We start from the raw sequence: 14,641 nt of genomic DNA, 5'->3' as shown, positions 1-14,641 counted from the left end.
TTGCCGACAACTAAGAAAGAAAATTTTTACTTTGGGTTGATGATGTGCTCCGGGATGGTCTTATTCATGACGTTTTATAATTTATTTACTCATGGCTTACTTGCAACGATAACCTTGAAAGAAGTCCTTATTCAACTTGTTATGGTCTTTATTACTGCATCCTTATTGGAAATATTTATCGTTGGCCCAGTGGCCAAGAAAATCGCATTCTCATTACCCTATGACAAATCCAAGAAGGGATTTGTCATTGTATCCCTTGCCTTTTGCATGGTGAGCGGAATGGTTCTCTGTATGTCTCTATACGGATTGGGGACATCATACTTTTCTAATAGCCTAATCGGAGAATCCATACTCGGAAGTTACTTTACTTTAGTCTTTAGAAATTTTATTTTCGCTTTCCCTCTACAGCTCCTAATTGTGGGACCGCTCGTTAGGTATTTATTTATTAATTTCGTTAAAGATAAGCTTAAACCCTTACATCAATAGCGCTTCAAGAGCCCGAGCTCCTTCATGCTCAGGCACCATCGCTAAAGTTCTGTGCGTATAGGCCAACGCAGCGTCCGCCTTGCCGACTTCATAGCAGCACACCGCTAGGTTGTAGATCACCTCGGAGTTTGCCTCACTATGTTTCAGTGACCGTTCCAAGTAGATGCGCGCATCCTCGAACAGTTCCATTTCATATAGCAGCATACCGCAATCTAATGCTAAGTTATGTTTCTCCTCCATGGGGTAGTAGCTTCTCCACATGGAGTGGATTCCGCTGCGGATGTCTTCCATCTCGGCTTCGTTACACGTTGGAATAAGAGTGGAGATACGCTTGGCGCTTTGCAGAAGCCACTGCGAATCGTAGCCGCCGAGCCGCCAGAGGGCAACGATTTGTCTCATTTCCATCTGCTCCAACTGCCCGTCGAACCATTGTTTCATGCTAAAAAAGTCGTCCGGGCCAAAGCGTTCTACAAACCGTCGATAAGCCAGACGAGTATTGGCGTAGCTCATCGGATCCTGCAGCATTAAAATGCAACCCACGTTTAAGTTGCTGTGATGGTGCGTGGTGAACAAAGAGAGAGCGCCTTTCCGTTCGAAAAAGGCTACAATCGCATGATAGTTTGCCGTTAACGAGAAGCTCCCGTGATGGATCAGCTTGGGGGGCTCCGCGAATTCCCAGTTCTCTAATCGGTGGTCGCCTTTATCCGCCGTAATCAGAACGAATCCCTGCTGCGACAGGCGGCCAAGCCGCTCTAAACAGGCCATTCCAATGGCCGGAAAGAGGATATGGGATTCCTCGAGCTTCTCTTTATATAGTTGTATCACGTCGCGGTAAGGGTACGTTTCTTGTTCGAAATCAGTCCCCTTACGATAATGGAACTCTAGGTTCACTTTCTCCAGCATTTCGGATGGGCTCAGATCGCCGCTGCCATCCGGAATCTGTAGAGAAACTTTGCAATCATAAATATTCCCTTCTTCCACATAAATCAATTCTTGCGGAATGCTATCAAAGAAGTAATTCGCAATAACGAGCAACGGTTGCTGCAGGTCGCCCGGCTTTATGCGGATACCCGAGCATGTCAAATGTAGCTCAGTATCCTTAACGGCATCGAATTTCGCAAAATCCAAAATCCCTTGTTCGACGAGGGGAATTAATTCGGGATGCCGCTCCCAGTAGGCTATATTCGTTACAGCTAAATCGCTCATGATATAGCGATAAGGAGGGATCGCGACGCCAGCATATTCCACTAGCTCTCCCAGTTCCTTAAGGACATGAAAGGCTAATCTGCCCGATCCCGCTCCAAGCTCGACTATCGAGACGGGGTCGGATAAATAGCCCGATTTCGCTCTATCTTGAAGAAACCCGAATATCATTTCCGCATAGGCTGCCGCAATAATCGGATTACTTGTTATGTATAGCGGGACTTCTTCGCTCTGCCAAGCCTTGATTCCCTGATCTTCATAATAGGATCGCTGCAGTTCCCAGATCGGTGCTTCACTGAAGCGATAGATGGGGAGTTCCGATTGTGTCATCTCACGCATACCTGCTTTACTTAATTTTGTAGAACGAATCTTAATGCTTAACCAGCTAGTGCTGTTGCTTAAATTATACCATTTGGTGAACTCCCGCATCCCCAATCCAACAAAAAGGGCTTCCCCGTATAAGGAGGAAGCCCTTTAGCCTATTTCGCGAATCTATGGCTGCCGATCGTCACGATCTTATCAAGACCGGACCAGAATGATCCCGATGTTACTTTAGGATCATAGAAATACACAGCGTCTTGAACGTTGTTCCTCCCGTTCAGGGCATCCTTAACGGCGCGGAGTACGCTTGCATTCGGTACGCTCTTATCCAGCATGCCATTGTGCGCGACGGGGAACTGCTTGCCGGAATAGATGACGTCGTAGATCGAATCCGGGAATCGCGAATCCTTCACCCTGTTAAGCACGACATTGGCTACAGCTAACTGACCTTCATAACCCTCATACCCGGATTCGACTTGCGTGAGCTTGGCCAGAAGCATGTAATCTTCCTTCGTATACGGTTCTGCTTCGTTATCGAGAATAGAAGGAATGACGACGCGCAGCGATGTTCCAACCTTAATGTCGTCCGCATTGCTCAGCTTGTTGCGCTTTAACAGCGCCTTCAGGCTTATGCCGTGCTGCTCGGTGATCTCCGGCACTCCGTAATCTTCCGTCACGACAGCAGGCTCAACCGTCTCCAGTTCGGCCAACTGCGCTTCCCCATCCCATTTCACTGTTGCATGCAGCAGTTCAGCGACATGGCGAAGCGGAATATAGATTCTGCCTTCCGCCACGAACGGAGCCACGTCCATTCGATAACGGGATTCATTGAAGTATACAACCGGCACTCCGTTGCTCAGGACGATCTTGTCTTTGTTCACGGTCTGGATCGTCACTGCTTCATTATCCTGATCCCACTTGGTCTTCGCGTTCAACAGCTCCGCCAAGTTCGCAATGGGCAGGAACAGCCTCCCATCCGACACCTGAACCGGATCGGCCAGCTTGACCTTTACGTTATTAATTTTAATGGTTACGTTATTTGCCGTCGCAGCTTCCGCTTTGTCTGCGGCAACTACCGGCAATGCGATGCAAAGCAGGAGAAGCATAATGATGAGCATTCGCCCGCGGGTTTGCATACTTCTACAAAGCATAATAACCTCCCGAAAATCGTTCTGCATAATAAATCCACTTTTGAAACCACTGTAAAAATATATCACAACTTTAAGCGCTTGCAGGATTAACATTTTCACACAATTAGGACATCCATCGATAAAACGCCTTATTTTAACGAACTATAATACTCCGCGAACACGTCCGAGAATGCCTCCGCCGCAAGCAAGTTTTCTTCCAGCGTATTGTTCACGCCGCCGAATTCCAACAACAAGCTGCCCGGGGAAATGGATTGGTTATACTCTCCATTTCCTTGATGGGCGCTTTTGGATAGCACGCCGCGAGACAATCCGGGATATTTTTGGTTTAGCCGCTTGTTCAATGCTTCGGCCAACTTTTTGTTTTCCGCATAATTAGGATGAGCGGTTCCGATGACGAACAAAATTCTCGCATAGGCTTTACCGTTGATCGTAACCGTCGTAGTTTTACGGGGCACGTCGGCATCGCGATGAATGTCGAAAAAGTAAGAAAGGCTAGGCTGATCCTCTATCGCCTTTTTGACGCTTTTGCGAGATTCCGAGTAAGAGAGGGAGTAGCTGAGCTTCTGTGCTTTCAGCTTCTCGGTATAGTCTATCTTACTGACGATCGACATAATTCCTCTCTTCTGCAGAACCTCTCCCATATACGTGCCTACCATCGTTATATTCACTGTTGGGTCGTCGTAAGAGGTCCCTTTCTTACTAGCAACGTTTTTCCAAGATTCGCGATTGTGAGTATGGTAGATGTACACTTTCGGCTTCGAGATTTGATCGCCAAGATCGGTTTTGACGACCCAACCGGCTACGTATACGATCTCGCCGCTCGCAAGCGAGACTTGATACCAATCTCCTTCCGTAGCGAGAATCTGGAACGAATCGCCCAGCTTGGCCTTCGCGACAATCTTATTCTCGATCCCAGGCCCGCTTCGCAAATTCGTGTTCTCAACGATGTTAACGAAATGTATGGGATTTTCGATTTTCACGACCCAACTGGCGACATATGCGGTGTCTCCGTTCGAAAGCGATACTTGATGCCAGTCTCCCTCCAAGCCAATGACGGGAAATGTATCGCCTGGCATGGCCTTGCCGACAATCTCATACTCTAGCCCGGGCCCGCTTCGCAGATTCGTAACGTCTACGATATTCACGACGGAATCCGGAAAAACCGAAGTTTTCCGTTCCGTCTGTTCGCTCTGTATATTAACGTCCTGATTAGAAGATTCGATTGGAGCTCCATAGGTAGAACTAAACGCAACGAATAGAAGCGATGCTGAAGCGACTCCGCTCAGCATTATTTTACGTAGGTACAAAGCTGACTCTCTCCCATAACGATAGTGTTTCTTAACATTGTTCGACAGGATTTGAGAGAAAACCTTCTATTCGCCCGAAATTCGTCAGAGGCCGGACAATCGAATGAGTGTCCTTGCATAAGAAAAGAGACGAACCCGAAGGCTCGTCCCCTGTTCCCTGTTCCCTATTCCATAAAGTCCTTTAACTGTTTGCTGCGACTCGGATGCCTTAATTTACGAAGCGCTTTAGCCTCGATTTGCCGGATCCGCTCGCGGGTGACTCCGAATTCCTTGCCTACTTCTTCGAGCGTACGGGAACGGCCGTCATCTAGTCCGAAGCGCAAACGCAGCACGCTCTCTTCCCGATCCGTCAGCGTATCGAGCACGTCCTCCAATTGTTCCTTCAACAGCTCGAACGCTGCGGCATCGGCTGGCGCTAAGGCATCCTGATCCTCGATGAATTCTCCCAGCTTCGAATCGCTTTCTTCCCCGACGGGCGTCTCCAGCGAGATCGGTTCTTGCGAGATCTTCATAATCTCCCGTACTTTATCTAAGCTGAGCTCCATTTCCTTCGCAATTTCTTCCGGTGAAGGCTCGCGGCCAAGAACTTGCAACATTTGTCTGGAAATTCGAATATACTTATTGATCGTCTCCACCATATGAACCGGAATTCGAATCGTTCTGCTTTGATCCGCAATGCTTCGGGTAATCGCCTGACGGATCCACCACGTTGCGTAAGTGCTGAACTTAAATCCTTTCCGGTAATCGAACTTATCTACGGCTTTGATTAAACCCATATTCCCCTCTTGAATAAGATCAAGGAACAACATGCCGCGTCCGACATACCTTCTCGCAATGCTGACGACAAGGCGGAGATTCGCCTCCGTTAATCTCTGCTTGGCCTGCTCATCGCCTTGTTCGATTCTTTGGGCTAAATCGACTTCCTCCTCCGTGGAAAGCAATTGAACGCGCCCGATTTCCTTCAAGTACATGCGAACCGGATCATCCACCTTCACGCCTGGCGGCAAAATGAGATGGTCGTCGTTATAGTGCTCAGTCTGTTGATCATCCGTCATCGCAATTCCTCCTTCCACGTCCTGGGCGAACAATTTGAGACTACAACCCAAGACTACAACCCAAGACTACAACCCATTCCAAATCCATATTGACAATACAATCGGTATGTGGTATATTAAATTTATCTATGCACTTTGTGAATAAAATACCGTATTAGTCATTTTACCAAACCGATCAGCAAAGATCAACCCCTATTTTTTTACGTACAACTAAACATTTTCACTAACGGCACCGATGTGCCTTTTTTTTATGAAAATAGAGCTTCTTTCGTTGGGTTTTCTTGCAAATAAGAACATGACAACGTATTAAGGCTTCGCACCCAAACGGACCCAGGAGCCCTTATTTGTGAGTTTTAGGTCGAAATTGCTTTGTAACGGACACAGATGACCTTATTTGCTCGAAATGGCCCTAAAACGCATGGAAATGTGTGAAATAAAGTCTCTGGTGTCCGTTCATTCTAATGTTGTTTAAAAAAGACTCACGATCGCTCGGTCAATAACCGACGTCATCGTGAGTCTTTTCTTCCAACTTAGCTTTTATCGCCCTACTTTAACGGGATTCTCGGGATCCGACAAATCGTAGACGACCGGTCTGGCGTAAACGTATTGTTTCGTCATGGGATCATAGGCATACACCGTGAACGTAAGCTCCGCTTCCGGCAGTCCGCCGGATATGGTAATGGAGCGCTTGCCCGTCGTCATTTCCGTATAATCGAAAGTTTCTTCCCCATCATCCTCATAGGTCCAATAAACGCTATATTGCAGTCGCTGAGCGACAGTCGTATTCGCGGACGCCGCTTCATAAGTCAGCTTATAGTCGAATCCCCCGTCGTCGGACTCAACAGCCTGTATCTTATTCAGCTTAGGCTCCTTGAACACTAATGGCACCGGATCCTTAAGACCGCTGAGCTTCAGCCAGTAGCTTCGAACGGACTCTAGAGTCATCGCCGAAGGAATAGCCTCGTTCTCTATCTCTCCATAGAATCCTTTTCCGTCATCCGTTCGGAGCGAATTCACCATGCTCAACTTGGCGTTCGGAGAACCGAACAAGGCCATGTAATCATCCGCCATAATCTCTGCTGAATCCCAATAATGCGTATACTCGGGTTCCGACGAATCTTCCGAGAATAGGACGGGATATCCCTCAATTCCCCGTATGGACGCCCATTTCGCATTAGAATCGCTAGGCAGCTTATGTTCTTTCGCGATTAGCCAATAGTAAGTAAAATGATGGCCGTATTCATGGCTTAAAGTCGAGGACATACTCTCGACCGTCTTATTGCTGTTGGCGCCATATAGCGTGATTTCCGTCGGCTCGTCCATGACGATATCGGACAGATCATCCTCCGTCCAGGAATAGCTCATATTCGCAATGCCCAGCTCGCCTTCCTTATCTTCCGATGAAAGAATGACTTTACCTAAATAATTAAGCTCCTTGCCGTGCAAGTTCTTCATCAACTCGGCATATAACGCCTTCAGTTTGGACTGATTCCAGTACTTACTGTAGCTTATAAATTCGATTTTCTCGGGAGACACGTACGTGGCTATCGGTTTACCGGAGGCCGCCCATGCCGAAGAACTCGACAATCCGCTGACTAATCCGAAGATCATAGCGGCTAACGCCAACATCATTGTATTTCGATAAATATTCCGTTTCAAAAAAATCCACCTCACACTCAGTGCATAATTGTTTGTCTAGCATTTTATCGACAACAAACATTCGATTAATGATATTTAAGCTAAGAGTAATGAAGCGAAAAGAGAGACGAGCCCATCGGCTCGTCTCTCGGTTCCTGCGTATCCTCGGACACAAAAATTAAAGTGAGCTAGAGGCTTGGCTCACTAATGACGCTATAAGCTCTGAGTCCAACGAGTCCCCTTTACGTAACTTCAGCGTTTTTCTCTCCGCGGGGCCCTCGAACATGCCCTCCGGCAGCTCCAGATTAGCGGCATTAAAGATCGTAAAGCTCACGGCTTCTTTCGATGTCGAGATGACCGCGGCGTATTTGCCGTTTTTCAAGAAATGGGGCTTCTTGTACTGAATACGTTCAAGCACATCCGGTATGGCCTGATGGACAACCTTACGCAAATTAGTGGACAGCTCTATCTGCCATGGTTCATTTAAAGCTTCAATAAAATCGATAACTTCCTGATTCATCACGTATCTCTCCTTTTCGATTTAAATACTAGGATCTAGTAAGGTTATCTAAGTTCTCTTCGAGCCTACGTAATTCGATCTCAAACTCGCCGCGGCCCGCTGGAACCGGCATTTGGAGCGCCCAATTTAGAGCGTCTTCCTCCGTCTTCGCATCGATCAAGGTATATTCTGCAACGAGCTTTTGGTCTACCGGGAAAGGGCCGGCCAAAATCTCCGGATTTTCACCGTACGCTGGATACGATATCCTTATCCCAGCCGAGCTAGGCTGAAGCTCTTCTGTAGCAAGGAGCGCACCGGCTTTGGCCAAAGTCTTCTTGTAAGCAATCATGGCTTCGTTGTATTCTCGGCTGTGATTGACTCTAGCTTCCGAGTAACCCGTCGCCTTGACCATCAACATATATCGCATGTCAATTCCCCTCCTTCTCAACACCCGATTCCGCCGCGCGGTTCAGTAGAAGCGTCCGTTCACGCTCATTCCGGGTCATGGCTGCGGCTCGTTCAAATTCCGTACGCGCCTCATCGTAACGTCCCAGCTTTACCAGAAGATCGCCGCGAACGCTCGGCAGCAGATAATAACCATCTAATGAAGGTTCTGCATTCAGTTCATCGATAAGCTGTAGCCCGAAGGCCGGACCGAACGCCATGGATATGGCGACCGCCCGGTTTAATTCGACGATGGGCGAAGGCGTTACCCTCGATAGCGCTTCGTAAAGAGCAGCTATTCGGATCCAATCCGTCTCCTCTGCTGTCGGCGCCTGTGCATGGCATGATGAAATCGCAGCCTGCAGGGAATACGGACCGAGCGAACGTCCAAGTTTCCTACTTCGCTCTAATGCTGCCAAACCGCGGCGGATCAGCAGTCGATCCCATTGCGACCGGTTCTGATCCATAAGAAGAATGGGTTCTCCCTTGTTGTTTACTCGCGTCTTAAACCGAGAAGATTGAATCTCCATCAAGGCTACCAGACCGTGAACTTCCGGTTCTTGCGAGGCGATCTCGGCAAGAACGCGCCCCAGTCTCAACGCCTCTTGGCATAGCAACGGTCGGATCCAGTCATTACCCGATGTTGCCGAGTATCCTTCATTAAACATAAGATAAATGACCTCTAGCACAGTAGACAGGCGGTCTTGAAGCTCTTCCCCTTCCGGCACCTCGAAAGGAACCTTGTTGGCGCTAAGGGTTTTCTTGGCCCGAACGATCCGCTGCGCAATCGTTGCTTCGGCGGCGAGAAAAGAACGAGCGATCTCATCCGTCGTTAACCCGCATAACAGGCGAAGCGTCAGAGCCACTCTAGCCTCCTGCGACAATACCGGATGGCAGGTCATGAAGATCAGACGGAGAAGATCGTCGCCGATCTCCCCGTCTAATGATTGATCTATTTCTTCCTCTGTATATAAGTAAGTACTATGGGCAACTTCTACGTACTTCTGATCACGCAGCTTGTTCCTTCGCATGAGATCGATCGCGCGTCGCTTCGCCGTTGTCATCAACCAGGCTCCGGGGTTATCTGGAATGCCGGTCTCCGGCCATCGGTCAAGGGCGATTACCAAAGCATCCTGGGCCAGATCCTCAGCGATACCCACGTCTCGTACCATCCGAGTTAATCCCCCTATAAGCTTTGCCGACTCCATTCGCCATATGGCATCAATGGTTCGATGGGTGTGGGATGGCGAACTCACGCTTTTTTCTGCTCTTCAAGCTGTTTGCGAAGATTCACTTCCTTCTCCAGCGATTCCGGATTTTCCATTAGATCCTCTGCCTCAAACACCTGTCTAAGCTCAATCTCTCCCTGACCGAATCCATGGGGGTCAGGCATGCGCAAAGCCCATTCAATGGCTTCTTCCCTGGATTTGACTTCAATCAGCGTATATCCCGCTATCATTTCTTTAGCCTCCGTGAACGGACCGTCGATCACTTTCGGTTTGCCTCCCGGTTCCGGGTATGAAATCCGGATTCCTTTGGAGCTTGGCTGAAGTCCATCGGCAGCGAGCAATACGCCGGCTTTCACTAATTCTTCGTTATACTTCTGCATGGCATCAATAAGCTCCTGGCTTGGTAAATTCCCTGCCTCTGAATCCGTTGTTGCCTTAACGATCATCATAAATCTCATAAAAGGTACCTCCTATTTGTTAATGAAGCTGAGTGCTTCTATTCATACGACGAATCAACTTTGACATAATCGACAACAACCCTAGTTATTTTTTAACGTTTTCCCGAAAAGAAAGATACAAGCTCTTTGGAAATTAGTTTCGTATTAAGTTGCTTCGTATGGCCGAGTCCCTTCTTGCTCATCAATTGCGAATTCGGAAGCGCATTGGACAAAGCTTGAGTACCACGACGCAACGCAATCGGGCTTTCAATACCTTCGAGCACCAACGTTGGCATGTCGACAGTTCTCCACAATTCGGAAGGAAGCGGCTTGCCACCGTTATATCCATCCAGTAAAGCCGCGTCATAAAGGAGCGTATGCGCAACGGCCATAAGCCTGGACCATACGCCTGGCATAATGCGCATCAAGCCGACAACAAAGGAGGGAGCACCCATGCCCTTCGTCATAAAGTACTTGATCGCCTCGGCCCGGCGATTGTCCGCAATCAGCGCCGTTACTTGCTTGAAGAAATTTGCGGGCGGCATGTGCCCCTCCGCATCGACAACGAAAGGCGGCTCGTGCAAAGCCAATTTCGTAATCTTCTTTAACCCCCTTGCCGCTGCCTGTAAGGCAAGAACCGCCCCGGATGACAATCCCCACACATAAGCGGAGCCACCTGCTTCGTCCATAATAGCCTGAAGATCTTCAATTTCCCTTGTTATGTCATAGGGCTGAGTGTCTCCGCTATCTCCCCGTCCGCGACGATCGTAGTTGTATACCGTGAAACGTTCCGACAACAGATTAGCCAGCTGAACTTGTCCAGGAAATTTCCGGTAACTGAATGCGCCCGCTACCAGTATGAGCGCGGGCCCTTGACCAACCTTGTCGTAGGCGATCTTAGTGCCATCTTTTGAAATGGCTGTGTACATTGCAAGTCTCCTTTTGTAGTGATAATAGAAAACCGAGCCTCTATTAAGTCGACGAACGGCAAACGGCAAAATCGACACATCCACAAAAAAAATTTAAAGCACTCCTAACGCAATGCAGGCAGCATTCGATTAAGCAGCTTCAAGCCTGTGATCATTTTCTCCCGCTTCCTATATAGATCTTGCGCATAAGTCACATCCACCGCTTCGAATCGAATTTGATCTCTAGGCTTTTTCTGGGCGACGTAAGGGAGATCCACGCTGATCACGACCCCGATCTTGGTATAGCCACCCGTCGTCTGGCAATCCGCCATCAGGATAATCGGCTGCCCATTCGCTGGAACTTGGATGGAACCGACTGCGATAAAATCGGAAATGATGTCTGCCCCATTCACATGGTTCAATTGTTGTCCCTGTAATCGGTAGCCCATTCTGTCGGATTCATTGGCAACAACATATGGCGTAGAAGTAAATTGATCAAGCGATTGTTCGATAAATGCTTCCGCTTGCGGTCCTGGAATGAATCGTATAGCTCGGTCCTTCCCATAATCGGGAATGGCGTCAGGCCGTAATCTTCTTCCCTCGATATCGTTAAGCTTGAAAAGACAATTGCCAATCGGAACTTCATCGCCACTCTTTAAGGCCCTGCCCTCAACCCCTCCATAATGGCCACGGCTAAACGTCGAACGGCTTCCCATAATCCGAGGCACATTCACTCCGCCGGCAATTGCAACGTAGGCTCTGCATCCCGCAACACAATTACCGAAGCTAAGCTCGTCATCCTTGCCAACGGGAATAGATGTCCACATCTGAACCGGAATGCCATTCAGCGCGGGAGACAAATCCCCGCCAGTAATGGCGATCGCCCCATCTCCAGCAAATCTTAGTTTGGGGCCGATCAATGTAACCTCCAGCGCTGCGTCTTCTTCCTCATTTCCGACCAATAAATTGGCTAAGCGCAAAGACAGAGCGTCCATCGCTCCCGCGGTGGATATGCCAATATTCTGATATCGGTGACGCCCCAAATCTTGGACGGTAGTAAAAAAACCGGGTTTGATTACTTTTACGGATTCCATTCCCGATCCCACTCTCTCTGTCTTTGTTCATCCCAACTTTCAGATTCATCGGCTGAGATGGGCACATATTGAACATAATCCCCCGCCACAAGGACACACGGCTTTTCCCGATAAGGATTAAACATTTCCATCGGAGTCCAACCCAAGAGGTGCCACCCTCCCGGCGAATCGACGGTGTAGATCGTCGTCTGGCTCGTTGCGATTGCTACAGAACCTTTCCTCACCTTAACCCGTGGATTGGAGCGTCTGGGAAGCGCCAACCTCTCGTCAATATCGCCGCAATAAGGCGTCCCGTCTACAAACCCAACCATATAGACGTAATACGGTTTGGATATTAAGGCTTCGATCAATTGTTCCGAGCTTACTCCGGTTCTGGCGGACACCTCTTCCAAATCGGGACTGTACTCTCCTCCGATAACGACGGGGACATGAACCGTTTTGCCTGGCATGGCGTGAGCTTCGGACATCTGATCTTCTAATCCGTGAAGGGTGTCCGCAAGTTTATGGAAAGTGATCCTGAGCGGATCATAACAGATAGCTAAACTATTAAAGGTAACAATCATCTGGACGATCCCCGGAATTTTCCGGCTGCCGATCAGATTCGCAAAGGCTTGTACGCCTCGATTAACCTGAATCGAGATCTTATTCTCGAATTGCACCACCAGCGTACAGTCTCCTAGCGGAACATATCTCAAGTCTTTATGAGAAATAAGCAGCTCAGTCACAGCCGTCACCTCCGGATCATTCCATGTTATTAAACTCGTTAAGTATCTTGATTACATATACGCCATTCAGCGTCATAAATCCCGCTCATTCATTTTTGATTTTCTAGAAGTCCGCCCTGTTTCCTGATTCAGAATGGATACGAAATACAAAAAGACTACCCTCATGTAATAAGGGCAGCCGCCGACGTTGAAGTGAATGAGCTTGTTACGACAAATCAACCAGGAAAAATACCGGAAGTAAGAAGGAAAACACCTGCAACAATAGCAAAGATGCCACCTATTCGAGCCGAAATGAGGGCGGCCGTGCTTGGTTCAGCATTCTTGAATTGCCAACCAACACCCATATACCAAGATATTCTTGGAAAGAATACTCCGACTGCTCCCAATATAATAAATAGAACAGGAATCAACTTGAAGATGAACATGCGCATCAACCTCCTTTAAAATCGCTTTATTGCACTAGCGTTTTCCCTTAGTTATGCGGGTTTAAATCTACAAATACGGATGAATATTCCCGATTATTTATGTTGCGGTACCCCACCAAATATTCAGGTTCGCTTAAAGGAAGGTAAATTGTTTTGATAAGGGTATTGTTCAACTTATTAAAGATTAGACCGTATGTTTTATTTCCCGTGTTGTATCTGATTTCGATGTCCGTATCGCTCGCCTCCATCAAAACAGGATTCGAATTTTCGGGAAATAACTTTAATACCTCCTTGTTGTCGGTGGGTATACGAAGTAGTTCAACGTTTCCGACGGAATCTGGCACACCATATCCATCAAACATTATATTCCATTCCTTTAATTGAAGACGCTCTGCATCTGTGATGTATACATCTTCTTTTAACAAGGTTTCAGTCGTTTGGTTGATTACGTTCATTAACCGTGTCTCATTGTCTGCATAAGCGTTTTTATTTTGTTGCGCCGTGAAGTATTGATATACATTAAAGGCTATCAATACCGTCCCAACAACTAGGATGGCAATACTACCTTTTTTCACATTTTCCCTCCTTGGATAGGAACCCTACTTAATAATACACAAAAAATGGCAACCATGGACGAGAAAACAAAGTCCTTGATTGCCGCTTTTTTTGGGTGTTGCCTAACTTATGTCTGTTGCCTTGTAATATAGGTTTTGATCGCTGGAGGTTCGTAAGAATGAAACATTTGTAACAGATCACTTATATCCTCTGCAGATAATGCCATCCTTCGATATTTCTCCTGTAGAAATCCCTCTTTAACCATATGATCGAAAAGGGCTAACAGCGGATTGAAATATTGATTAACATTTAGGAAACCGCATGGTTTTTGATGAAGTCCTAATTGAGCCCATGTAAAAATTTCAAAAAACTCTTCTAAAGTTCCGGGTCCGCCAGGCAACATTAGGAAGCCATCCGCTAATTCAGCCATTTTTGCTTTTCTTTCATGCATGGATTCCACAACAATCAGTTCCGTTAAACCTTTGTGGGAAATCTCTCTTCCTTCTAAAAATCTAGGCATAACGCCTGTAACATGCCCACCGTTCTTTAAGACCGCATCCGCTACTGCCCCCATGATGCCAACACTAGCTCCACCATAAACAAGACCAATTTTGAGTCTCGCTAATTCTTCACCTAAGCGATTAGCCACCTGCTTATACATGATATTTGACCCTTCGCTCGATCCACAAAATACAGCCAATTTCCTCACTTATTAATCCCCCTTCATACTATATATTGTATCAAACGAATTGATGTATGTTAAACTAAACCGTATAGAAAGGATGAGTAAATGTGGATGTTCGAGAGTTTCAAGAGTGGGTTCGGCAGTACTATGAACAACGGGGATGGTCTGAGCTAGATATCTTCATTCGGATTGGTTTTTTGGCGGAAGAAACGGGCGAGGTGGCTCGTGCTATAAGAGATTTGGAAATCGGCAGAGATCGTCCCGATGAAATATCAGGTTCATATCTGGATAAGAAGCAAGAGTTAACGGAGGAATTAGGCGATGTTCTAGGCAATTTAATTGTTATAGCAAATAAATACAATATTCCACTTGAAGATATTTTTCTTTCTCATCGGAATAAGCTTTCCCATCGGTACTCCGATTAATCGTAACTATTCCCTTAATGAATCGTCTATAGAGTAAGGGGGGATTTGATTTGC

The 14,641-nt window shown here is 47.3% G+C and carries 16 protein-coding genes and 1 pseudogene; 2 read left to right on the top strand and 15 right to left on the bottom strand.

The genetic code is table 11. The features are described from left to right. The gene (locus L3D05_RS18180) at positions 1 to 486 is read left to right on the top strand and encodes a DUF2798 domain-containing protein (protein ID WP_239617736.1); all 486 of its coding nucleotides are present in this window, start codon (positions 1 to 3) and stop codon (positions 484 to 486) included. On the opposite strand, the gene L3D05_RS18175 is transcribed toward L3D05_RS18180, so the two are convergent. The 15 genes and pseudogenes from L3D05_RS18175 to L3D05_RS18105 all read right to left on the bottom strand — a co-directional run bounded on the left by L3D05_RS18175 (position 475) and on the right by L3D05_RS18105 (position 14,186). Continuing rightward, complete coding sequence (locus tag L3D05_RS18175) at positions 475 to 2,019, bottom strand: tetratricopeptide repeat protein (RefSeq protein ID WP_239617735.1); 1,545 nt, start codon at positions 2,017 to 2,019, stop codon at positions 475 to 477. The two genes, L3D05_RS18180 and L3D05_RS18175, sit on opposite strands and share 12 nt — an antisense overlap. A gap of 149 nt (positions 2,020 to 2,168) precedes the next feature. Beyond that, on the bottom strand, positions 2,169 to 3,161 hold the full coding sequence (locus tag L3D05_RS18170; RefSeq protein ID WP_239617734.1) for a cell wall hydrolase: 993 nt from the start codon (positions 3,159 to 3,161) through the stop codon (positions 2,169 to 2,171). A gap of 128 nt (positions 3,162 to 3,289) precedes the next feature. Then, complete coding sequence (gene spoIIP, locus L3D05_RS18165) at positions 3,290 to 4,468, bottom strand: stage II sporulation protein P (RefSeq protein ID WP_239617733.1); 1,179 nt, start codon at positions 4,466 to 4,468, stop codon at positions 3,290 to 3,292. Positions 4,469 to 4,632: 164 nt separating this feature from the next. Beyond that, positions 4,633 to 5,514 (bottom strand): annotated as a pseudogene (gene rpoD / locus L3D05_RS18160) (RNA polymerase sigma factor RpoD); the annotation flags it as partial. Positions 5,515 to 6,060: 546 nt separating this feature from the next. Continuing rightward, entirely contained in the window at positions 6,061 to 7,182 is a 1,122-nt protein-coding gene (locus tag L3D05_RS18155) for a hypothetical protein (protein ID WP_239617732.1), read from the bottom strand. A 157-nt stretch (positions 7,183 to 7,339) separates the two neighbouring features. Next, a complete protein-coding gene (locus L3D05_RS18150) occupies positions 7,340 to 7,681 on the bottom strand; it encodes a DUF1801 domain-containing protein (protein ID WP_239617731.1) in 342 nt (113 codons plus the stop codon). Between the two features lie 28 nt (positions 7,682 to 7,709). After that, positions 7,710 to 8,087, bottom strand: a complete 378-nt coding sequence (locus L3D05_RS18145; protein ID WP_239617730.1) for a YciI family protein — start codon at positions 8,085 to 8,087, stop codon at positions 7,710 to 7,712. A gap of 1 nt (position 8,088) precedes the next feature. Then, positions 8,089 to 9,312 (bottom strand): RNA polymerase sigma factor, encoded by a 1,224-nt coding sequence (locus L3D05_RS18140; protein ID WP_239617807.1) that lies wholly within the window; start codon positions 9,310 to 9,312, stop codon positions 8,089 to 8,091. A gap of 44 nt (positions 9,313 to 9,356) precedes the next feature. Further along, positions 9,357 to 9,791, bottom strand: coding sequence for a YciI family protein (locus tag L3D05_RS18135; protein WP_239617729.1), 435 nt, complete (start codon positions 9,789 to 9,791; stop codon positions 9,357 to 9,359). A gap of 92 nt (positions 9,792 to 9,883) precedes the next feature. Further along, on the bottom strand, positions 9,884 to 10,699 hold the full coding sequence (locus L3D05_RS18130; protein WP_239617728.1) for an alpha/beta fold hydrolase: 816 nt from the start codon (positions 10,697 to 10,699) through the stop codon (positions 9,884 to 9,886). Between the two features lie 104 nt (positions 10,700 to 10,803). Beyond that, on the bottom strand, positions 10,804 to 11,772 hold the full coding sequence (locus L3D05_RS18125; RefSeq protein ID WP_239617727.1) for a 5-oxoprolinase subunit C family protein: 969 nt from the start codon (positions 11,770 to 11,772) through the stop codon (positions 10,804 to 10,806). Then, complete coding sequence (pxpB, locus tag L3D05_RS18120) at positions 11,760 to 12,497, bottom strand: 5-oxoprolinase subunit PxpB (RefSeq protein WP_239617726.1); 738 nt, start codon at positions 12,495 to 12,497, stop codon at positions 11,760 to 11,762. The genes L3D05_RS18125 and pxpB overlap by 13 nt, the downstream gene beginning before the upstream one ends. 215 nt (positions 12,498 to 12,712) lie before the next feature. After that, a complete protein-coding gene (locus L3D05_RS18115; protein ID WP_239617725.1) occupies positions 12,713 to 12,922 on the bottom strand; it encodes a DUF6199 family natural product biosynthesis protein in 210 nt (69 codons plus the stop codon). Between the two features lie 47 nt (positions 12,923 to 12,969). Continuing rightward, the gene (locus L3D05_RS18110) at positions 12,970 to 13,497 is read right to left on the bottom strand and encodes a hypothetical protein (RefSeq protein ID WP_239617724.1); all 528 of its coding nucleotides are present in this window, start codon (positions 13,495 to 13,497) and stop codon (positions 12,970 to 12,972) included. 107 nt (positions 13,498 to 13,604) lie between these two features. Next, complete coding sequence (locus tag L3D05_RS18105; protein ID WP_239617723.1) at positions 13,605 to 14,186, bottom strand: LOG family protein; 582 nt, start codon at positions 14,184 to 14,186, stop codon at positions 13,605 to 13,607. A gap of 83 nt (positions 14,187 to 14,269) precedes the next feature. On the opposite strand from L3D05_RS18105, the gene L3D05_RS18100 reads away from it, so the two are divergent. Beyond that, positions 14,270 to 14,587: a MazG nucleotide pyrophosphohydrolase domain-containing protein gene (locus L3D05_RS18100; RefSeq protein ID WP_239617722.1), complete on the top strand. Its 318-nt coding sequence runs from the start codon at positions 14,270 to 14,272 to the stop codon at positions 14,585 to 14,587. Positions 14,588 to 14,641: the final 54 nt, after the last annotated feature.

It is taken from the genome of Cohnella mopanensis, assembly GCF_022352055.1.
Classification (GTDB): domain Bacteria; phylum Bacillota; class Bacilli; order Paenibacillales; family Paenibacillaceae; genus Cohnella; species Cohnella mopanensis.
The sequence above is the reverse complement of the archived record's forward strand: the minus strand, read 5'-3'. Positions and strand labels throughout refer to the sequence as shown.

What these genes read in the sequence shown, in the direction of transcription:
- L3D05_RS18115 (WP_239617725.1), bottom strand. Translation starts at nt 12,922, where the DNA reads ATGTTCATCTTCAAGTTGATTCCTGTTCTATTTATTATATTGGGAGCA.
- L3D05_RS18135 (WP_239617729.1), bottom strand. Translation starts at nt 9,791, where the DNA reads ATGAGATTTATGATGATCGTTAAGGCAACAACGGATTCAGAGGCAGGG.
- L3D05_RS18175 (WP_239617735.1), bottom strand. Translation starts at nt 2,019, where the DNA reads ATGACACAATCGGAACTCCCCATCTATCGCTTCAGTGAAGCACCGATC.
- L3D05_RS18130 (WP_239617728.1), bottom strand. Translation starts at nt 10,699, where the DNA reads ATGTACACAGCCATTTCAAAAGATGGCACTAAGATCGCCTACGACAAG.
- L3D05_RS18150 (WP_239617731.1), bottom strand. Translation starts at nt 7,681, where the DNA reads ATGAATCAGGAAGTTATCGATTTTATTGAAGCTTTAAATGAACCATGG.
- L3D05_RS18140 (WP_239617807.1), bottom strand. Translation starts at nt 9,312, where the DNA reads ATGGAGTCGGCAAAGCTTATAGGGGGATTAACTCGGATGGTACGAGAC.
- L3D05_RS18170 (WP_239617734.1), bottom strand. Translation starts at nt 3,161, where the DNA reads ATGCTTTGTAGAAGTATGCAAACCCGCGGGCGAATGCTCATCATTATG.
- L3D05_RS18145 (WP_239617730.1), bottom strand. Translation starts at nt 8,087, where the DNA reads ATGCGATATATGTTGATGGTCAAGGCGACGGGTTACTCGGAAGCTAGA.
- L3D05_RS18125 (WP_239617727.1), bottom strand. Translation starts at nt 11,772, where the DNA reads ATGGAATCCGTAAAAGTAATCAAACCCGGTTTTTTTACTACCGTCCAA.